Annotated in this window: 20 protein-coding genes and 1 tRNA gene; 11 read left to right on the top strand and 10 right to left on the bottom strand. The window is 61.3% G+C overall.

The window, feature by feature from the left end:
* Positions 1-14: 14 nt before the first annotated feature.
* From trpA to aroA, 9 genes are all read right to left on the bottom strand, one after another.
* Entirely contained in the window at positions 15-851 is an 837-nt protein-coding gene (trpA, locus tag BLW80_RS10635) for a tryptophan synthase subunit alpha (protein ID WP_093757881.1), read from the bottom strand.
* Entirely contained in the window at positions 848-2,065 is a 1,218-nt protein-coding gene (gene trpB / locus BLW80_RS10630) for a tryptophan synthase subunit beta (RefSeq protein WP_093757880.1), read from the bottom strand. Before trpB ends, trpA begins: the two co-directional genes overlap by 4 nt.
* On the bottom strand, positions 2,065-2,721 hold the full coding sequence (locus BLW80_RS10625; RefSeq protein WP_093757879.1) for a phosphoribosylanthranilate isomerase: 657 nt from the start codon (positions 2,719-2,721) through the stop codon (positions 2,065-2,067). Before BLW80_RS10625 ends, trpB begins: the two co-directional genes overlap by 1 nt.
* A gap of 57 nt (positions 2,722-2,778) precedes the next feature.
* Positions 2,779-3,168 (bottom strand): LapA family protein, encoded by a 390-nt coding sequence (locus BLW80_RS10620; RefSeq protein WP_170849632.1) that lies wholly within the window; start codon positions 3,166-3,168, stop codon positions 2,779-2,781.
* Positions 3,169-3,255: 87 nt separating this feature from the next.
* Positions 3,256-3,567 (bottom strand): integration host factor subunit beta, encoded by a 312-nt coding sequence (locus BLW80_RS10615; RefSeq protein WP_089266402.1) that lies wholly within the window; start codon positions 3,565-3,567, stop codon positions 3,256-3,258.
* Positions 3,568-3,728: 161 nt separating this feature from the next.
* Complete coding sequence (gene sppA, locus BLW80_RS10610; protein ID WP_093757877.1) at positions 3,729-4,709, bottom strand: signal peptide peptidase SppA; 981 nt, start codon at positions 4,707-4,709, stop codon at positions 3,729-3,731.
* A 200-nt stretch (positions 4,710-4,909) separates the two neighbouring features.
* Positions 4,910-6,613 (bottom strand): 30S ribosomal protein S1, encoded by a 1,704-nt coding sequence (gene rpsA / locus BLW80_RS10605; RefSeq protein WP_068730324.1) that lies wholly within the window; start codon positions 6,611-6,613, stop codon positions 4,910-4,912.
* 262 nt (positions 6,614-6,875) lie between these two features.
* Positions 6,876-7,514, bottom strand: coding sequence for a (d)CMP kinase (cmk, locus tag BLW80_RS10600; RefSeq protein ID WP_093757876.1), 639 nt, complete (start codon positions 7,512-7,514; stop codon positions 6,876-6,878).
* Positions 7,515-7,624: 110 nt separating this feature from the next.
* Positions 7,625-8,974 carry a 3-phosphoshikimate 1-carboxyvinyltransferase gene (gene aroA, locus BLW80_RS10595; protein WP_170849631.1) on the bottom strand — a complete coding sequence of 450 codons (1,350 nt, stop codon included), beginning with the start codon at positions 8,972-8,974 and terminating at the stop codon, positions 7,625-7,627.
* Between the two features lie 147 nt (positions 8,975-9,121).
* Between aroA and BLW80_RS10590 the strand changes: the two genes are divergently transcribed.
* Positions 9,122-9,535 (top strand): TIGR02300 family protein, encoded by a 414-nt coding sequence (locus tag BLW80_RS10590; RefSeq protein ID WP_068730321.1) that lies wholly within the window; start codon positions 9,122-9,124, stop codon positions 9,533-9,535.
* Positions 9,536-9,616: 81 nt separating this feature from the next.
* Positions 9,617-9,692 (top strand) — tRNA-Ala (locus BLW80_RS10585).
* Between the two features lie 69 nt (positions 9,693-9,761).
* On the opposite strand, the gene BLW80_RS10580 is transcribed toward BLW80_RS10585, so the two are convergent.
* A complete protein-coding gene (locus BLW80_RS10580) occupies positions 9,762-10,220 on the bottom strand; it encodes a MarR family winged helix-turn-helix transcriptional regulator (protein ID WP_093757874.1) in 459 nt (152 codons plus the stop codon).
* Between the two features lie 161 nt (positions 10,221-10,381).
* Here BLW80_RS10580 and BLW80_RS10575 point away from each other — a divergent pair, with 161 nt between their 5' ends.
* The 9 genes from BLW80_RS10575 (at position 10,382) to BLW80_RS10535 (ending at position 18,559) form a co-directional block, all read left to right on the top strand.
* Entirely contained in the window at positions 10,382-10,807 is a 426-nt protein-coding gene (locus tag BLW80_RS10575; RefSeq protein WP_093757873.1) for an organic hydroperoxide resistance protein, read from the top strand.
* Positions 10,808-11,029: 222 nt separating this feature from the next.
* Positions 11,030-12,238 carry a CaiB/BaiF CoA transferase family protein gene (locus BLW80_RS10570; protein WP_093757872.1) on the top strand — a complete coding sequence of 403 codons (1,209 nt, stop codon included), beginning with the start codon at positions 11,030-11,032 and terminating at the stop codon, positions 12,236-12,238.
* A 167-nt stretch (positions 12,239-12,405) separates the two neighbouring features.
* Positions 12,406-13,719 (top strand): sn-glycerol-3-phosphate ABC transporter substrate-binding protein UgpB, encoded by a 1,314-nt coding sequence (ugpB, locus tag BLW80_RS10565; RefSeq protein ID WP_093757871.1) that lies wholly within the window; start codon positions 12,406-12,408, stop codon positions 13,717-13,719.
* 104 nt (positions 13,720-13,823) lie between these two features.
* Complete coding sequence (gene ugpA / locus BLW80_RS10560; protein WP_089266387.1) at positions 13,824-14,705, top strand: sn-glycerol-3-phosphate ABC transporter permease UgpA; 882 nt, start codon at positions 13,824-13,826, stop codon at positions 14,703-14,705.
* The gene (gene ugpE / locus BLW80_RS10555) at positions 14,705-15,553 is read left to right on the top strand and encodes a sn-glycerol-3-phosphate ABC transporter permease UgpE (protein ID WP_093757870.1); all 849 of its coding nucleotides are present in this window, start codon (positions 14,705-14,707) and stop codon (positions 15,551-15,553) included. The genes ugpA and ugpE overlap by 1 nt, the downstream gene beginning before the upstream one ends.
* Before the next feature lie 6 nt (positions 15,554-15,559).
* Positions 15,560-16,657 carry a sn-glycerol-3-phosphate import ATP-binding protein UgpC gene (locus tag BLW80_RS10550; RefSeq protein WP_093757869.1) on the top strand — a complete coding sequence of 366 codons (1,098 nt, stop codon included), beginning with the start codon at positions 15,560-15,562 and terminating at the stop codon, positions 16,655-16,657.
* 158 nt (positions 16,658-16,815) lie between these two features.
* Positions 16,816-17,241, top strand: coding sequence for an Hsp20 family protein (locus tag BLW80_RS10545; protein WP_068730313.1), 426 nt, complete (start codon positions 16,816-16,818; stop codon positions 17,239-17,241).
* A 106-nt stretch (positions 17,242-17,347) separates the two neighbouring features.
* Positions 17,348-17,614, top strand: a complete 267-nt coding sequence (locus BLW80_RS10540) for a BQ00720 family protein (protein ID WP_089266380.1) — start codon at positions 17,348-17,350, stop codon at positions 17,612-17,614.
* A 357-nt stretch (positions 17,615-17,971) separates the two neighbouring features.
* Entirely contained in the window at positions 17,972-18,559 is a 588-nt protein-coding gene (locus BLW80_RS10535) for a hypothetical protein (protein ID WP_139285802.1), read from the top strand.
* Positions 18,560-18,578 lie beyond the last annotated feature (19 nt).

Raw genomic sequence — 18,578 nt, 5'->3', positions numbered from 1 at the left:
AGGCCAATTGTGGCTTATTCTGCAGCCTGTTTGGCCCCATGAACGCCCTGGGCGAGGGCCGCAGCCAGATCGGCGACCGCGCTGACAGTCCTGACCGTGGCCTTGCCATCGGCATCCAGCGAGCCTTTCAGCGCATCGATCAGCGCCGTTCCGACCACCGCGCCGTTGGCATGCCGCGCGATGTCATGCGCCGCTTCCGGCGTCCGGATGCCGAAACCGACACAGACCGGCAGCTTGGTATGGCGTTTGATCCGTGCCACGGCCGCGCTCACGGCGGATGAATCCGCGCTGGCGGACCCGGTGATGCCGGTGACCGAGACGTAATAGACGAAGCCCGAGGTGTTCGCGAGCACCGCCGGGAGGCGCTTGTCATCGGTGGTCGGCGTGGCCAGACGGATGAAATTCAATCCGGCTTTGATTGCCGGCAGGCAGAGCTCTGCGTCTTCTTCCGGTGGCAAATCGACGATGATCAGACCATCGACGCCCGCGGCCTTGGCGTCAGGCAGGAATTTATCGACGCCGTAAATATAGATCGGATTGTAGTAGCCCATCAGGACGATGGGCGTTTTGTTGTCGGAGCTGCGGAAGTCGCGCACGAGCTGCAGCGTCTTGCGCAGCGTCATGCCGGCCTGCAGCGCGCGCAGGCCCGCGGCCTGGATCGACGGGCCGTCGGCCATCGGATCGGTGAAGGGCATGCCGATCTCGATGATGTCGGCACCGGCCTTCGGCAGCGCCTTGACGATTTCGAGCGCGGTGGCGGGATCGGGATCGCCAGCCATCACGAAGGTGACAAAAGCCGCGCGGCCTTCGGCCTTGAGCTCAGCGAAACGGGTATCGATGCGGGTGGTCACGACTGCCTGCCCTTCAGGATATCGCCGACCTGCGGGACGTCCTTGTCGCCGCGGCCGGAGAGGTTGACGACCATCAGGTGATCCTTCGGCAGCGTTGGCGCGAGTTCGCTCACCTTCGCGAGGGCATGCGCCGGCTCCAGTGCCGGGATGATGCCTTCGAGTTTCGACAGCAGCTGAAATGCGGTGAGCGCTTCTTCATCCGTCGCCGACAGATACTTCACGCGGCCGATCGTATGCAGCCACGAATGTTCGGGGCCGATGCCAGGATAATCGAGGCCCGCGGAGATCGAATGGCCCTCCTGGATCTGGCCGTCTTCATCCATCAAGAGATAGGTACGGTTGCCATGCAGCACGCCGGGACGGCCGCCAGCAATCGATGCGGCGTGCAGGTTGGTGAGCCCGTGGCCCGCCGCTTCGACGCCGTAGATATCAACCGATGGATCGTCGAGAAACGGATGGAAGAGCCCCATCGCATTGGAGCCGCCGCCTATGCAGGCGATCAGCGAATCCGGCAGGCGACCTTCGATCTCCTGCATCTGCACACGAGTTTCCTCGCCGATGATCGACTGGAAGTCGCGCACCATCATCGGATAGGGATGCGGGCCGGCGACGGTGCCGATGCAATAGAACGTGTTATGCACATTGGTGACCCAGTCGCGTAGCGCCTCGTTCATCGCATCCTTCAGCGTGCGCGCACCAACCTGCACCGGCACCACCTTGGCGCCGAGCATTTCCATGCGGATCACATTGGGCTGCTGACGCGCGACGTCCACGGCACCCATATAGACGATGCATTCGAGACCGAAGCGGGCGCAGAGCGTCGCCGTCGCCACGCCATGCTGGCCGGCGCCGGTCTCGGCAATGATGCGCTTCTTGCCCATGCGGCGCGCAACCATGATCTGGCCGAGCACGTTGTTCACCTTGTGCGAGCCGGTGTGATTCAACTCCTCGCGCTTCAGATAGATTTTTGCGCCACCGAGATGTTCGGTGAGACGTTCCGCGAAATAGAGCGGCGACGGGCGACCGACATAGGCCTTGAGATAACCGTCCATCTCCTTGCGGAAGGCGGGATCGGCCTTGGCGTCCTCATAGGCCTTCTGCAGGTCAAGGATCAGCGGCATCAGCGTCTCGGCGACGAAGCGGCCGCCGAAAATGCCGAAGTGACCGGTGTCGTCGGGACCGGACCGATAGGAATTGGGAATGGCTTGAGTCATCAGGTCGTCAACTCTTCCGTTGCGCGCGCGGCGCGGATGAAAGCGCGGATCATGTCGGGATCCTTGATGCCCGGCGCGCTTTCCACGCCGGACGAAATATCGACACCGCCGGCCCGCGTGATGCGCAGGGCCTCGGCGACATTGGCGGCAGTGAGGCCGCCCGATACCATGAAGGGCAGCTTCAGATCGAGGCCTTCGAGCAGATGCCAGTCGAAGACCGCGCCGAGACCACCCGGACGCGTCGCATCCTTCGGCGGTTTGGCATCGAACAGGATGCGATCGCAGACCGCGGCATAGCCGGGCAATGCAACGAGATCGGCCCTGGTCTCGACGGCGAGCGCCTTCATCACCGGAAGGCCGAACTTCTGTTTGATATCGCGCACCCGCGCCACACTCTCCTTGCCATGGAGCTGCAGGATATCGGGCTTCAAGGCATCGATACTGTTTTCAAGATCCGCGTCATCGGCATCGACCGACAGCGCGACCTTCACGGCACGGCCCTTCGCCTGCCTACCCAAAGCCCGCGCAACGTCGAGCGTGACGTGACGCGGCGACGGCGGAAAGAACACGAAGCCGACCATATCCGCGCCGCCGACCAGAGCCGCATCGAGCGTTTCCGGAGTGGACAGGCCGCAGATTTTGACGATCAGAGACATGCTTCAAATGGCCGCTGGCAATACCGGGAATGGCAGGAAAAGCCTATGCGCGGGGTTCTACAACGTCGCGCCGGACTTGTCTCGCTCACCGGCCATATAGGAGGAACCCGGCGCCGGAAGCCGCTGCACACCGTTCCGTGACGTGGTCGCGGTATGGGCGCGCAGATCGGCCAGTTCTGCACGGGCCCGCCTGATATCGGCCTCATGCTGACGTGCTGCGCGGCGCCAGTGCCCTTGCCTGAACCAGGTCGCCGTTCCCCCTGCGATGACGCCCAGGATGGCCGACAGGATGATCACAACGAATAGCGGCATCGTGGCACCGACCGCGGGATCGCTGCTGTTGAACGGATCGAAGGAGACCGTGACCATATGACGGTTGGCGACGGCGAACACGACGAAGACGATCGCGAGAGGGATGACCACCAGGGCTGAGAAGAATTTGCGCATCAACGTCTCTCGCGAAGGCGATGCGGGCGCGCATGCCGCTAATTGGCTCAGACCTGTCGGCCCGAATGCGCGCTACCTCAAAGTTCTTTATGACGCCGCGCTGGCTTCCGGCGCACCATTCTCACGGTTGAGCCGCTCGCGCATTTCCTTGCCGGTCTTGAAGAACGGAACACTCTTCTGGTCTACCGGAACATGCTCGCCAGTCCGCGGATTGCGGCCTGCTCGGGCGGGGCGATGCTTCACCGAGAATGCACCGAAGCCGCGGAGTTCGACACGGTCACCGCGTGCCAGCGCAGCCACGATCTCATCGAGAATCGCATTCACGATGTTCTCAACATCCCGCTGGTAGAGGTGCGGGTTATGCTCAGCGATGCGTTGAACGAGTTCGGATTTGATCATCGAGACGTTGGACTCTGAACGGGAGGATGCATTTCCGTGAAAATGCCTTGAACTGTCAAGACGCTAAATGAATTCGGGCACCTTCGAAAATGCGTGACAAATGCCCGAAACCGTTGTTGCAGCCTTCCTTGCAGTGCGGAAAGAACAGGACGAGCAGTTCCCTAGTTGGTGGTGGCCGGCCGCCACAGCGCCAGCATGCCATCGAGACCGAAGCCGTCCATGGCCTGCGCGAGGCCCGCCTGCTCGACCTGCCGCGCGATCGCGTTGAGACCCACTGCATCGAGTGTGATCGTCGCAGCAGCGCGCAGGAAGGTGAAATCGCTGAATTTAGGCGTCAGCTTGAAGTCCCGAACCGGCACATCGCTCTTGATCTTCTTCTCGGCTACCAGCCACGCCACCGCGACTTTCTCGTCGCCAAGCTGATCAATCAGCTTGAGGTCCACGGCCTGGCGCCCCGTAAAAACACGGCCATCGGCGACTTTCTGTAGTTGCGCGTCATCCATGGCGCGGCGGCTCTGCACAAGCCCACGGAACCAGCCATAGGAGTCCTTCACCAGCGATTCCAGCGCTGCCCGCGCCTCCGGGCTGGTCGGCTCGAAACCATTGGGCGCCGCCTTCAGGGGCGAGGATTTGACCTGCTCGACCTCGACACCGACGGTCTTCATCAACCCCGTGAAATTGGGAAACTGGAACAGAACACCGATGGAGCCGACCAGCGAGCTCTGCTGCGCAACAATATGGTCGGATGCGAGTGCCGCGATGTAGCCGCCCGATGCGGCCAGGCCCTCGACGACAACGACCATCGGTTTCTTGGCCTTGAGGCGCATCAGCGCGTCATAGAGCTGCTCGGAGCCAGCCGTGGTGCCGCCCGGCGAATTGATATGTACCACCACCGCCGCCGCCGATGACTTCTCCAGCCGCTCCAGCGCCTCGACGCGATCATTGTTGCTCTGGATCAGGCCCTCGATCTTGATGCGCGCAATCGCGCCCGACGACGACAGCGCCTCGGAGCCCGACCGTGTCACGACGACGCCGACGACGACCACAGCAGCGACGGCGGCCAGCACCGCTGCCACGCGCCAGAACGTCAGCTTGCGACGTATCCTGCGGCGATCGACGATCACATCGGAATCAAGCGACATCGGAAATCTCCTAAGCCCTCGGCGAGAGCTGCGTCTGGCGGATGCTGCATCTGTCGTCCGGGCAGCGTTTACTTGAGGTATCTCAAATACATCAATTGCGAGGCAATATGAAGAAAACATGGTCGAAACAGCAAAAAGGGCCCCGGTGAAACCGGGGCCCCAATTGGTAGCAACAAGTGAGTCGAAACTTACTTGCGCGCTTACTTGTCGGTGCTCTGCTTGAGCGCCTTGCCGAGAATGTCGCCAAGGGTCGCGCCCGAATCCGACGATCCGTACTGCGCGATGGCTTCCTTCTCTTCCGCCACTTCGAGGGCCTTGATCGACACCTGGACCTTGCGGGCCTTCTTGTCGAACTGGATCACGCGGGCATCGACCTTCTCGCCGACGGCGAAACGCTCAGCGCGCTGATCCGAGCGCTCACGCGCCAGTTCCGAACGCTTGATGAAGGTCGTGAAGTCGGTGCCGGCGATCTGAACGTCGATGCCGGATTCCTTCACTTCGATCACTTCGCAAGTCACGACAGCGCCCTTCTTGACGTCGCCCGGCTCTGCGAAGGGGTCGCCTTCGAGCTGCTTGACGCCGAGCGAGATGCGCTCCTTCTCGACATCCACGTCGAGGACGATGGCCTTGACCATGTCGCCCTTCTTGAAGTTGTCGATGACCTGCTCGCCCGGCTGCTTCCAGTCGAGGTCGGAGAGATGGACCATGCCGTCCACGTCGCCTTCGAGACCCAGGAACAGACCGAACTCGGTCTTGTTCTTGACTTCGCCTTCGACGGTCGAGCCGACCGGGAACTTCTCGACGAACACTTCCCACGGATTGCGCATGGTCTGCTTGAGACCGAGCGAAATGCGGCGCTTGACGCTGTCGACTTCGAGAACCTGCACTTCGACTTCCTGCGAGGTCGAAACGATCTTGCCGGGGTGCATGTTCTTCTTGGTCCACGACATCTCCGACACGTGGATCAGGCCTTCGATGCCCGGCTCCAGTTCGACGAATGCGCCGTAGTCGGTGATGTTGGTGACGCGACCCGAGAAGCGTGCGTTCAGCGGGTACTTCGCCTCGATGCCCTGCCACGGATCGTCGAGCAGCTGCTTCATGCCGAGCGAGATACGGTGGGTCTCGTGGTTGATCTTGATGATCTTGACCTTGACCGTCTGACCGATGGTGAGCACTTCGGTCGGATGGTTGACGCGGCGCCACGCGATATCGGTGACGTGCAGCAGGCCGTCGATACCGCCGAGGTCAACGAACGCACCGTAATCGGTGATGTTCTTGACGACGCCGTCGATGACCTGACCCTCTTCGAGGTTCTGGACCAGTTCCTGACGCTGTTCGGCGCGGGTCTCTTCGAGAACCGTACGACGCGACACGACGATGTTGCCGCGGCGGCGATCCATCTTGAGGATCTGGAACGGCTGCGAGTTGTTCATCAGCGGAGCGACGTCGCGGATCGGACGAATGTCCACCTGCGAACGCGGCAGGAAGGCCACTGCACCGTCGAGATCGACGGTGAAGCCACCCTTGACCTGGTTGAAGATGACGCCGTGAACCTTCTCATTGTTGTTGAAGGCCTTCTCGAGCTTGCCCCAGCTCTCTTCGCGGCGGGCCTTGTCGCGCGACAGCACGGCTTCGCCCAGTGCGTTTTCGATCCGGTCGAGGAACACTTCGACTTCGTCGCCGACCTTGAGTTCGCTGTCACGGCCGGGACCGGCGAATTCGCGCAGTGCCACACGGCCTTCAGTCTTCAGGCCGACGTCGATGACGGCCATGTCCTTTTCAATCGCAACCACGATGCCCTTGATAACAGAGCTTTCCTGAAGGTTGCCGCCCGCGAAGGACTCGTCGAGCATTGCCGCGAAATCATCGCGGGAAGGATTATACGAAGAAGCAGTCGAAGCCATTTGTTCTCCAGATGCGGGTATCGCCGGCCGTTCGGGTTAATGGGCGTCTCAAATGTGAAGTGTCAGAGGTCCGCAACCTCTAACGACCGCCTTGCAGGAGGATGCAAGAACGGGCCGGCAGCATGCCTTCACGATCGAAACGTGGGTAGGGTCTTGATGGTGTCCGGAGCCTGAAGCGCGTATCGCAGCTCGAGATCGGGAGCGGGCTTTCCTCCAATGACGGCAACGGTTTTGTCTGAGGTCTTTCGGAAAGAAAGAAAAATCAGACCCGTTGCCGGCCCGCTCGGACGGCCTCGACAATGTCGATGGCGGCCCGGACGCCGCCTTCTATATCCAAATTGGAGTTATCCAGCAAGTATGCATCCGTGGCCGGCTTCAGAGGCGCAATCGGGCGGTTCTGGTCGCGTTCGTCGCGCCTGATGATATCCGCCAGCACGGCGGCCTCATCGGCCACCTCGCCCCGTCCGAGAGCCTCCAGGGTGCGCCGGCGGGCGCGGACCCTGGCATCGGCGACGACGAAGATCTTCACGTCGGCATGGGGGCAAATCACGGTTCCAATGTCCCGGCCGTCGAGCACCGCACCCGGCGGATCCTCGGCAAAACGCCGCTGGAAGTTCAAAAGGACCTCCCGCACCCGGGGGATGGCCGAGACCACAGAGGCCGCATCACCGACTTCCTGGGTCTTCAGCGCCGGATTGCCGAATTTCTCGGGATCGAGCTCACTGGCGACAGCCACGGCCTGCGCCTCATCGGTCAGGTCCGCGCCAAGATCGAGCATCGCCTTGGCGACCGCTCGATAGATCACGCCGGTATCGAGGTGCCGGTAACCGTAATGGTGCGCAAGCCGTTTGCCCAGCGTGCCTTTTCCGGATGCGGCGGGACCGTCGATAGCAATAATCATGCGTTGCGCGTGCTCGTCTTGTCACGATGAATGGCGGTGGATCGGGAGTCAGGCTCGCGCGACCTGCGCGGGCTTAGCACCCGTCTCCGGAAATATCCACGCCGGCAACCTCAGGACAAATCAGCACCCAGCCGACGCATCATCGGGATGAAATCGGGGAAGCTGGTGGCGATGAATGTCGTGTCGTCGATGGTCACCGGCTTGTCGGAAGCGAGGCCCATGGCCAGCGCCGACATGGCGATGCGGTGATCCATATGGGTGGCGACGAGGCCACCGCCAGCAACGCGACCGTCACCGTGCACGATGAGGTCATCGCCAACGATCTCGACATTAACGCCGTTGACCCGCAGCATCGCCGCAGTGGCTTCCAGACGGTCGGATTCCTTCACACGCAGCTCCTGCAGCCCGCGCATGATGGTCGTGCCCTCTGCGAAAGCCGCAGCCACCGCCAGCACCAGATATTCATCGATCATCGACGGCGCGCGCTCCGGCGGCACTTCGACGCCGTGCAGCTTCGACGCTGTGATCCGGAACTGCACCATCGGTTCGCCGGCATCGCCGCGGATATCGCTTTCCTCGATGGATGCGCCCATCTCGCGCAACGTCGTGAACAGCCCGGTGCGCAGCGGATTGGTCATCACATCGGTGAGCACGATCTCGGAGCCCGGCACGATCAATGCCGCAACCATCGGGAATGCTGCGGAGGACGGATCTGCCGGCACCACGACATCGGCACCCTTCAATTCGGGCTGGCCGGTGAGCGTGATCTTGCGGCCGTGCGCGCCTTCTTTTTCGGAAGTAATCTCGGCGCCGAAATGCTTGAGCATCAGCTCGGTGTGGTCCCGGCTGGCCTCGGTCTCGATGACCGTGGTGGTGCCCGGAGCCGACAGGCCGGCCAGCAGCACGGCTGACTTGATCTGGGCGGAGGCGACCGGGGTGCGATAGACGATCGGCAGCGGATCACGCGCGCCTTTGAGCGTCAGCGGCAGACGCCCGCCGTCCTGGCTCGCGGTGACCTTGGCGCCCATCAATTCCAACGGATCAACGATCCTGCGCATCGGCCGGCTGCGCAGCGACGCGTCGCCATCGAATGTCGCCTCGATCGGACAGCCTGCGACGGCGCCCATCACCAATCGGCACCCGGTACCCGAATTGCCGAAATCCAGCGGCGCCTTGGGCGCGGCGAAGCCGGCAACGCCGACGCCGTTGACCTTCCACGCAAAATCGCCGGTTCGTTCGACGCTGGCGCCCAGCGCCTGCATCGATTTGGCGGTATTCAGGACGTCCTCGCCCTCCAGCAGCCCCGTGATCCGGGTCTCGCCGACCGCCAGGGCACCCAGAATGAGGGCCCGGTGCGAGATCGACTTGTCACCGGGCACGCGGGCGCTACCGCGCAGGGCGCCGGATTTTCGCGCTGTCAGCGGGGTCGGCTGGGCGGCGGCTGTGTCTGATTGGGTCAAGATTGTGTTCCTTCGCGCAGGCGGCTCGTAGCATATGAGCCACGCTGCGTCACGCAGCGGTCATTCTCACGCAAACCGCTATTGACAGGGGCGCGTCAACTAGCCAAGTGAAGCACCGTTTTTCAAAAAATCCCCAGGACCCTTCACGTGGCCAAATCCGATCTCGGAACCAAACGCATTTGCCCCACGACGGGCAAGAAGTTCTACGACCTCAACAAGAGCCCGGTGATTTCGCCTTATACGGGCGAGGTTGTGCCGATTGCGCCGATTGCGCCGCCGCGGACCCGCGCGGATGCAGCCGCACGCGCAGCTGCAGCATCTGCCGCCGCGGAAACTCCGGAAGCCGCCGAGAGCGAAGAATTGGTCTCGCTGGAGGAAGCTGACGCCGAGGAGAATACCGGCAAGAAGGCTGCCGTGCTGGAATCCGAGGACGATATCGAAGTCGATGACACCATCGATGACGATGAAGACGATGATTCGACCTTCATTGCCGACGAAGAAGAAGGCGATGAGGACGTGACCGACATCATCGGCGACGTCTCGGGCGACGAAGAAAGTTAAGCTCAGAAGAGACTTGAGATCACTCCTGATATGTGATCTTGGTTTGCCGCGCGACGCCCCACCCAGTGCGTCGCAGGTATTGGGGCCATAGCTCAGCTGGGAGAGCGCTTGCATGGCATGCAAGAGGTCGGCGGTTCGATCCCGCCTGGCTCCACCATCCTTCGCTCGCTTCGCGAGCTTCGGCTCGGCGAGCCGCACCAACTAATCCTCGCAGAGAATGACCGCGCTAATCCGCCAGCGCCGCATTCAGCCTGTCACGCAGCGCCACGAGTTCGTTCTTCATCGCGGTCATTTCGCTGACCGTGCAGGCTGACGCCGCGAGGATTCCCTGTGGTACGGCCTTGGCTTTTTCACGCAGCGCCTGACCTTGCGCCGTCAATGCGATCAGCATCTGCCGTTCGTCTTCGATGCTGCGGGTGCGTTTGATCAGGCCGGCCGCTTCCAGCCGCTTCAACAGCGGCGTCAGCGTGCCGGAATCGAGAAACAGCCGCTCGCCGATATCCTTGACCGGGACATTGTCCTGCTCCCACAGCACCAGCATCGCCAGATATTGCGGATAAGTCAGCTTCAATCGGTCCAGCAACGGCTTGTAGACGCGGTTGAACGCATGGCCGGTCGAATAGACGGCAAAGCAGAGCTGGTTATCGAGCTGCAGCAGCGGAACAGGTGCGGGTTTCTTGGCCATGATTATCTCCGGAGCTTATTTGGCCACAGCTGACGCCAGACCCCAACCCCTTCACGATCAGTTGAGCACAATTCGATTGCGTCGCGCATTTTATGTCTTGTGCACAATCTAATTGTGCGCAATTATAATGGGGCAAGACACAAACAACGAGGAGACCCACCATGTCTGTCAACGTGCTCTACAAGACCAGCGCCAAGGCAACCGGCGGCCGCGATGGCCACGCCGCTACGCTTGATGGCGCGCTCGACGTCAAACTCACCACGCCGAAGGAACTCGGCGGCGCAGGCGGCGTCGGCAACAATCCCGAGCAACTGTTCGCGGCCGGCTACGCTGCCTGTTTCATCGGCGCAATGAAGTTTGTGGGCTCGCAGGGCGGCCCCAAGGTACCCGCCGATGTGTCGGTCACCTCCACGGTGGGCATCGGTCCGCGCTCGGCTGGTGGTTTCGGCCTCGATGTCGAACTTGCGGTCTCCTTGCCGGGTCTGGCGCGCGCAGAAGCTGAAGCGCTGGTCGAGAAAGCGCATCAGGTCTGCCCGTATTCCAACGCCACACGCGGCAATATCGACGTCCGCACCGTGATCGTCTGAGTTACGGCGACGCAAATAAATTAACTCTCGATACGAACGGGCTCGGCCATCGGCCGAGCCCGTTCGCGTTCGTCTGGCGGTTGCGCCATACCCTCGCTCTGGCCATAGCCGCTGCCCGGACAAGGCCATTGCTGACCAGCCGGAAGCCCGCTAGCTCTGACAGCCCTTACATGCTCTCTGGCATAAAAATATCCCAACGACACTTGAGAGAAGGCTGATTGAATGAGCTTGCCCATAGCTCCCGGCGCGATTGCCGGCCTGCGCGTGATCGATCTGTCGCGCGTTCTTGGCGGACCCTATTGCACCCAGATCCTGGCCGACCACGGCGCTGACGTCGTCAAGGTCGAGCCGCCGGCCGGCGACGAGACTCGCGACTGGGGCCCCCCCTTCCACGACGACGACGCGGCCTATTTCATCGGCACCAACCGCAACAAGCGCTCGATCGGTCTCGACCTCGCCTCCGAGGGTGGTCGTACAGTGCTGATGCGGATGCTCGAAAATGCCGACGTGATGATCGAGAACTTCAAGCCCGGCACGCTCGACAAATGGGGAATCGGCAACGATTTCCTGCGCGAGAAATTCCCGCAGCTGATCCATTGCCGCATCTCCGGCTTCGGCGGCGACGGCCCACATGGCGGGCACCCCGGCTATGACGCGATCATCCAGTCGATGGTCGGCCTGATGGCATCGACCGGCTCACAGGAAAGCGGCCCGACCCGCATCGGCGTCGCGCTTGTCGACATGGCGACCGGTCTCTATGCCTGCGTCGGCATCCTGATGGCGCTCGCCGAGCGCGCCAAATCGGGTCTCGGTCAATTCGTCGAGGCGACATTGTACGAAACCGGTCTCGCGATCATGCACCCGCATACCGCGAACTATTTCTACAACGGCGGCAAGCCGCCGACACTGACCGGCAACGAGCATCCGAACCTGGTGCCCTATGCCGTGTTCGCTGCCCGCGACGGCAATATCTTCATGGGCGTCGGCAATGACGGCACCTTCCGGAAGCTGTGCCGCGAACTTGGCAAGCCGGAACTCGGCACGGACGTGCGCTTCGCACGCAACCGTGACCGCGTGCAGAATCGCGATGCGCTGCGTGCCGAGCTGGAAGCGATCCTGAAGGATCACGACAGCGCACCGCTGTGCGAGCGCCTGCTCGGCGCCGGCCTGCCGGCAGGCCCGGTGCAGTCGATCGACAAGGCACTCGCCAATGCGCACACGAAGCATCGCGGCGATATCATCGAGAAGGACTGGTACAAGGGCGTTGCCTCGCCGGTCCGCTTCGACCGCACCAAAGCGAGCCTGCGCCACGTGCCGCCGAAGTTCAACGAGCACTTCAACGAGATCCTCACCGAGTTCGGCTACTCCGGTGATGAGATCAAAGAGCTGGTCGCCAAGGGAACCGTGAGCGGCTCCGAACGCAAGCGATAAGAACAATACGGGGCTGCGCGATCGGCAGCCCCGTTCGTCTTCGACTTTTTGCGGCTTCCCAACGCCGCCATTTCCCGCCTAGCATCCGCGCCGTCAAAATGTCGCATGCACGTCATCCGGCGCAGCTTTGTTGCAACGAGACGATGACGGCTAACGGGAGAAACTGGATGATCCGCCCCCAATTCACACTTGCCACTTTGTTCGCATCCGCGCTGGCGCTCGCTTCGCCCGCGCAGGCAGTGACGGAGATCCAGTGGTGGCACGCGATGACCGGCGGCAACAACGACATCGTCAACAAGCTCGCGGCTGACTTCAATGCCAGCCAACCGGACTACAAGGTGGTCCCGACCTTCAAGGGCAGCTATCCCGACACCATGAATGCCGGCATCGCAGCATTTCGCGCCGGCACAGCACCGCACATCCTGCAGGTCTTCGAGGTCGGTACAGCGACCATGATGAGCGCCAAGGGCGCCGTCAAACCTGTCTACCAGCTGATGAAGGATGCGGGCGAGCCGTTCGATCCGAACAACTACCTGCCCGCGATCACCGGTTACTACTCGACATCGAAGGGCGAGATGCTGTCGTTTCCCTTCAACTCATCGTCGATGGTGATGTGGGTCAATCTGGATGCGCTGAAGAAGGCCAACATTGCCGAGATTCCCAAGACCTGGCCCGAAGTGTTCGAGGACGCCAAGAAGCTCAAGGCGGCTGGCTATGCGACCTGCGGCTTCTCCAATGCCTGGGCGACCTGGGCCAATATCGAACAGTTCTCGGCATGGCATAACGTGCCGATCGGTACCAAGGCGAACGGACTCGACGGCTTCGACACCGAGCTGAAATTCAATTCGCCACTGCATGTCAAACATCTGCAGACACTGATCGAATTGCAGAAGGACAAGACCTACGATTATTCCGGTCGCGCCAATGCCAGCGAGAGTCGCTTCGGCTCCGGCGAATGCCCGCTCTTCATGACCTCCTCCGGCTATTACGCGACGGCGAAGGGCACCGCCAAATTCGCCTTCACTTCGGTGCCGATGCCTTACTATCCCGAAGCTGCCGGCGCGCCGCAGAACTCGATCATCGGCGGCGCTTCGCTATGGGTGATGGGCGGCAAGAAGCCTGAGGAATACAAAGGCATCGCCAAGTTCTTCAGCTTCCTGTCCGACACAGATCGTCAGGCCAAGCTGCATCAGGAGTCCGGTTATCTGCCGATCACCAAAGCCGCCTATGAAAAGACCAAGGCCGACGGTTTCTATGACAAGAACCCGATCCTGCAGACCCCGCTGAAGGAGCTGACCAACAAGGAGCCGACCGAAAATTCGCGCGGCCTGCGGTTCGGCAACATGGTGCAGTTGCGAGACATCTGGTCCGAAGAGATCGAGGCTGCGCTGGGTGGCCAGAAGACGGCACAACAGGCACTCGACACCGCCGTGAGCCGTGGCAACGCCATGTTGCGGACCTTCGAAAAGACTGCGAAGTAGTATTCAAGCGGACGCTGTCGTTGCCGGCCTCGCGCGCAATTGCGCGCTCGGACCGGCGATGACATGAGCAGAATGAGGCTGCTTTCTGGGGCACGACGAACTGCATGGAAAAGTCCGCGGTCTTCAAGGGTAAACTGCTGCCATATTTGTTGCTCGTGCCGCAGCTGGTCATCACCCTGGTGTTTTTCTACTGGCCGGCCAGCCAGGCTGTCTGGCAATCGTTTTTGCGCGAGGACGCGTTCGGCCTGAACTCGGAATTCATCGGGCTGGAGAACTATCAGGCGCTGCTTGCCCAGCCGGAATACTACAAGGCAATGGCGACGACCGTGGTGTTCTCGTCGCTGGTCGCGGCGCTCTCGCTGTCGATCGCATTGTTGTTCGCCACCCAGGCCGACAAGAATCTGAAAGCGGCACCGACCTTCAAGGTCATGATGATCTGGCCCTATGCGGTGGCGCCGGCCGTCGCCGGCGTGCTGTGGCTGTTCATCTTCCATCCCTCCCTCGGCACCATGGCACGGCCGCTGCGCATGATGGGCTTCAACTGGAATCCGATGTTGAACGGCAACCACGCCATGGCGCTCGTCGTCATGGCCGCGGTGTGGAAGCAGATCGCCTATAATTTCCTGTTCTTCCTGGCCGGCCTGCAGGCGATCCCGCGCAGCGTACTCGAGGCCGGGGCGATTGATGGCGCCGGGCCGTATCGGCGATTCTGGACGATCACGTTCCCGTTGCTGTCGCCGACCACGTTCTTCCTGCTGGTCGTCAACGTCGTCTATGTGTTCTTCGACACTTTCGGCATCATCGACGCCGTCACCGGCGGCGGGCCGGCCGGGGCGACGACCACCATGGTCTACAAGGTCTATGCCGACGGCAGGCTCGGCGGCGACCTCGGCGGATCGGCAGCGCAGTCGGTGATCCTGATGGTTATCGTGATCGCGCTCACGGCCATCCAGTTTCGCTATGTCGAGCGCAAGGTGCAGTACTGATGGTCGAGCATCGCCGCTGGAACGACATCCTCGCTTACGCGATCCTGACTTTCGGCGTGTTCATCGTCGTCTTCCCGGTCTATGTCGCGCTGATCGCCTCGACCCATGACGCAGCAACGGTGGTCAACGGCAACATGCCGATGCTGCCGGGCAGTCATACGCTGGAGAACTACTACCGCGCGATTTTCATCGGCGGATCGCGCGCCAGCCGCGAGCCGGTCGGCCACATGCTGATGAACTCGTTCGTCATGGCAATGGGCATCGCGCTCGGCAAGATCGTGATCTCGATCCTCTCCGCCTATGCGGTGGTGTATTTCCGTTTTCCGTTCCGCCAGACGGCTTTCTGGATCATCTTCGTGACGCTGATGCTGCCGGTCGAGGTCCGTATCTATCCGACCTACAAGGTAATCGCCGATCTGAAGATGCTCGACACCTATGCCGGGCTGATCCTGCCGTTGATCGCATCGGCCACCGGCACGCTGCTGTTTCGCCAGTTCTTCATGACCATCCCCGATGAACTGCTCGAAGCCTCGCGCATCGACGGCGCCGGCCCCTTTCGCTTTTTCAAGGATACGTTGCTGCCGCTGTCGGTCACCACAATGGCAGCGCTGTTCGTGATCCAGTTCATCTATGGCTGGAACCAGTATCTGTGGCCGCTTCTGATCACGACGCAGGAATCCATGCAGACCATCGTCACCGGCATCAAGAAGATGCTGACGACGACGGATGAACTCGCCGAATGGCAGCTCGCGATGGCGACGGCGATTCTTGCGATGGTGCCTCCTGTCGCCGTGGTGGTGTTCATGCAGCGGCTGTTCGTGCGTGGCCTGGTCGAGACGGAGAAGTAAGTTCAGATGGCCAATGTTTCGCTGCGCAACGTCCGCAAGACCTATCCCGGCGGCTTCGAGGCCATCAAAGGCATCGATTTCGATATCGGTGACGGCCAGTTCTGCGTGCTCGTCGGGCCAAGCGGCTGCGGCAAGTCAACCTTGCTGCGCATGGTTGCCGGCCTCGAAACCGTCACCTCCGGCGAGGTCGATATTGGCGGCCGTATCGTCAACGAGATCGAGCCGGCGGATCGCGACATCGCCATGGTGTTTCAGAATTACGCGCTCTATCCGCATATGAGCGTCTACAACAACATGGCCTACGGCCTGCGCAACAGAGGCATGCCGAAGCCGGAGATCGATACGCGCGTGCGCGAAGCCGCGCAGACGCTCGAACTCGCCGGCATGCTCGATCGCAAGCCCAGACAATTATCCGGCGGCCAGCGCCAGCGCGTCGCCATGGGCCGCGCCATCGTCCGGCAGCCGAGAGTGTTCCTGTTCGACGAGCCACTGTCCAATCTCGATGCCAAGCTGCGCGTTGCCATGCGGGTCGAAATCCGCAAGCTGCAACGTCGCCTCAAGACGACGTCGATCTACGTCACCCACGATCAGTTGGAGGCGATGACGCTGGCGGATATTCTGGTGGTGATGAACGGCGGCCAGGTCGAGCAGATCGGCAGTCCGCTCGATATCTACCGCAAGCCGGCGACCACTTTCGTCGCCTCCTTTATCGGCGCGCCGCCGATGAACCTGATCAAGCTGGGCGGCGATGAGATCCGTGCGCAGTTCGCCGGCGACAGCCGCAGCGCTGCCGAGGCCGGTATCCTGGGTGTCCGGCCGGAAGACCTTGCAATCTCCGGCGAGGCGGCAGCTGACGGCGGCATCACGCTGAACCTGACGGTCGAGGCCATCGAGCGGGTGGGCGCGGAAACCTTCGTCTATGGCACCCGTGCGCGGGCCGAGAGGGCCGTCAGTGCCACTCCGGGCGAGCTGCCCGAGGGCGAGGTCATCGTGCGTATCCCTGGCCAGGATGCCCCGGCCATCGGTGCTTCGATCCGCGCCACGGCTCCCCGCGACAAACTGCACCTGTTCAGCGCTAATGGCCGCAATCGGATCGATATCTGATCGGTTTCAAGGCCTTAGTAACGGTTTCCCGGCAATTTAGAGGTGCTTGAACCGGGCTTTGGCATGCCCATATTGTTGATTGACCGGTTGGCAGAGTGCCGATTGGCCAGGGGTGCCGTAAGGGCCCCTCAAAGTCGCTTCGAGAGGGCTTTGTAGGTATGTCTCGTGTTCCTTCGTTATCCAGTCCGTTCCTTTTGGGATTCGACGAGATTGAGCGTGCGCTCGATCGCGTCGTCAAAGGCGCCGACGGTTATCCTCCTTACAACATCGAGCGGTGCGACCGTAATAACGGTCAACCCGAACGCCTGCGGATCACGCTGGCGGTCGCAGGTTTCACCCGCGATCAGCTCGATGTGACCACCGAGGAAAACCAGCTCGTGATCCGGGGCCGCCAGCAGGACGACAAGACCCGGCAATACATCCATCGCGGCATCGCCGCGCGCCACTTCCAGCGCACCTTCGTGCTGGCAGAGGGGATGCTCGTGCTGGGTGCGGATCTGAAGAACGGGCTGTTGTCGATTGATCTGGCCAGGCCTGAGCCTGAAAGGGTCATTAAGACAATCGCTATCAATGAACACGAATAATGCATGATGCGACAAACTGGTTTCCGGTTTTCGATCAGGTCATGCATCCTGAGTATGGAACGAGTAGCGGACTCGACCGCTTGATCTCATAGAAGGAGTCGAGACGATGACTGAAGTTGTTACGATCAATGAAAATGCCGCCGTCACCACCGAAGCATTGGCGCATCTGGGCGAAGGTATGATCGCCTATGTGAAGCCGGTTCGCTCGGAAGACGTGCCGGGACTGTTCCCGCAGGCGCCGGAGATTGCGCCCGGATTGCAGCTGTTCGCGCTGCACGCTGCCGACGGCACGCCGATCATGCTCACCGACAGCCGTGAAGCGGCGATCGCGAATGCATGGAGCCAGGAATTGCAGACCGTCAGCGTTCACTAACGCGAACTGGCCAGCATGCAGACGTCAGGATACGCGGTGACAGCCGCGTATCCCAATGTTGAGTATCCCAGCGTCCAAACGACGATCATCACGCGCAGGCGCTCGGCTTGCATGACGCGGTATCTATTTAACCCGTCGTCAATATCGTGAGCACATTATCGGACGCAATCGATTCGCACGCGACCTCTCATCCGCTGCGCCATCTGAAAAACTGATCCCCCCATCAATAGCAATCTGGATATCCGACGCGATGGCATCATTGTGCCTGATCTTTGCTGCTGTTTCACAGAAGAAAATGGTGACTACGCATTCACCATGACTTGAGAAAATCTGGTCATGTTGAGATTCGAGGTCGCCATGAATGGATCGACACAAGCTCAGATAGTTCAAGTCGAAGACTTGCTACGGAGCTTCGGTGCAACGATCACCGCTCCGAAATCAGAGGCAGTTCCCCGGACCGGCTCCTGGGGTTTTGATAGTCGGCCAGTGATCGCAGCCTGTTTCGCGATCCTCGTCTTTGCACCGGGCTGCGCGGCTGCCACCGTATTCTTGATGCGCGCCGACGGCACCGTCCCTCCCATCATCGCACCCGACAACAGCCCGCCTTTCGTGACCAAGTCAGACCGCTTGCCGCTCGGGCAATGGAGTATCGAGGCCGTTCAGAGCCTCGGCACTCTAAATAACGCGCGGCTTGCGACGGCTGCTGCACTCGCAGATCCCATATTTCTCTCACCAATCCTGATCCGCGGCAGCCTCGAGGACGGCACGCTCACGACCTTCGCCGAGCCCGCGGCCATGCCTGGGCCGACCATGCTGCTGTCAAAGCTGCGGGTGAAGCGTGACGTCCGGCGCCCCAAGCCACCCAAACTCGTCGCCGAAATCACTTACCCCGAGCCGCCACAACCAACCTTCTTCGAAAAGCTGTTCGGACGACGTTTCAACTAGCTCAGTCACTCTTCTCACA

It is taken from the genome of Tardiphaga sp. OK245, from assembly GCF_900108575.1.
GTDB lineage: Bacteria > Pseudomonadota > Alphaproteobacteria > Rhizobiales > Xanthobacteraceae > Tardiphaga > Tardiphaga robiniae.
Note: the sequence above shows the minus strand (reverse complement) of the source record. Positions and strands in the feature narration are given on the sequence as shown.

Excerpts from the sequence above, each read along its gene's own strand:
- ugpA (WP_089266387.1), top strand. The coding sequence starts at position 13,824 with ATGGAAAAGTCCGCGGTCTTCAAGGGTAAACTGCTGCCATATTTGTTG.
- BLW80_RS10570 (WP_093757872.1), top strand. The coding sequence starts at position 11,030 with ATGAGCTTGCCCATAGCTCCCGGCGCGATTGCCGGCCTGCGCGTGATC.
- BLW80_RS10625 (WP_093757879.1), bottom strand. The coding sequence starts at position 2,721 with ATGTCTCTGATCGTCAAAATCTGCGGCCTGTCCACTCCGGAAACGCTC.
- cmk (WP_093757876.1), bottom strand. The coding sequence starts at position 7,514 with ATGATTATTGCTATCGACGGTCCCGCCGCATCCGGAAAAGGCACGCTG.
- trpB (WP_093757880.1), bottom strand. The coding sequence starts at position 2,065 with ATGACTCAAGCCATTCCCAATTCCTATCGGTCCGGTCCCGACGACACC.
- BLW80_RS10620 (WP_170849632.1), bottom strand. The coding sequence starts at position 3,168 with ATGCGCAAATTCTTCTCAGCCCTGGTGGTCATCCCTCTCGCGATCGTC.
- BLW80_RS10540 (WP_089266380.1), top strand. The coding sequence starts at position 17,348 with ATGACTGAAGTTGTTACGATCAATGAAAATGCCGCCGTCACCACCGAA.
- rpsA (WP_068730324.1), bottom strand. The coding sequence starts at position 6,613 with ATGGCTTCGACTGCTTCTTCGTATAATCCTTCCCGCGATGATTTCGCG.
- BLW80_RS10615 (WP_089266402.1), bottom strand. The coding sequence starts at position 3,567 with ATGATCAAATCCGAACTCGTTCAACGCATCGCTGAGCATAACCCGCAC.
- BLW80_RS10550 (WP_093757869.1), top strand. The coding sequence starts at position 15,560 with ATGGCCAATGTTTCGCTGCGCAACGTCCGCAAGACCTATCCCGGCGGC.
- BLW80_RS10580 (WP_093757874.1), bottom strand. The coding sequence starts at position 10,220 with ATGGCCAAGAAACCCGCACCTGTTCCGCTGCTGCAGCTCGATAACCAG.
- ugpB (WP_093757871.1), top strand. The coding sequence starts at position 12,406 with ATGATCCGCCCCCAATTCACACTTGCCACTTTGTTCGCATCCGCGCTG.
- BLW80_RS10575 (WP_093757873.1), top strand. The coding sequence starts at position 10,382 with ATGTCTGTCAACGTGCTCTACAAGACCAGCGCCAAGGCAACCGGCGGC.
- BLW80_RS10545 (WP_068730313.1), top strand. The coding sequence starts at position 16,816 with ATGTCTCGTGTTCCTTCGTTATCCAGTCCGTTCCTTTTGGGATTCGAC.
- sppA (WP_093757877.1), bottom strand. The coding sequence starts at position 4,709 with ATGTCGCTTGATTCCGATGTGATCGTCGATCGCCGCAGGATACGTCGC.
- ugpE (WP_093757870.1), top strand. The coding sequence starts at position 14,705 with ATGGTCGAGCATCGCCGCTGGAACGACATCCTCGCTTACGCGATCCTG.
- BLW80_RS10535 (WP_139285802.1), top strand. The coding sequence starts at position 17,972 with ATGAATGGATCGACACAAGCTCAGATAGTTCAAGTCGAAGACTTGCTA.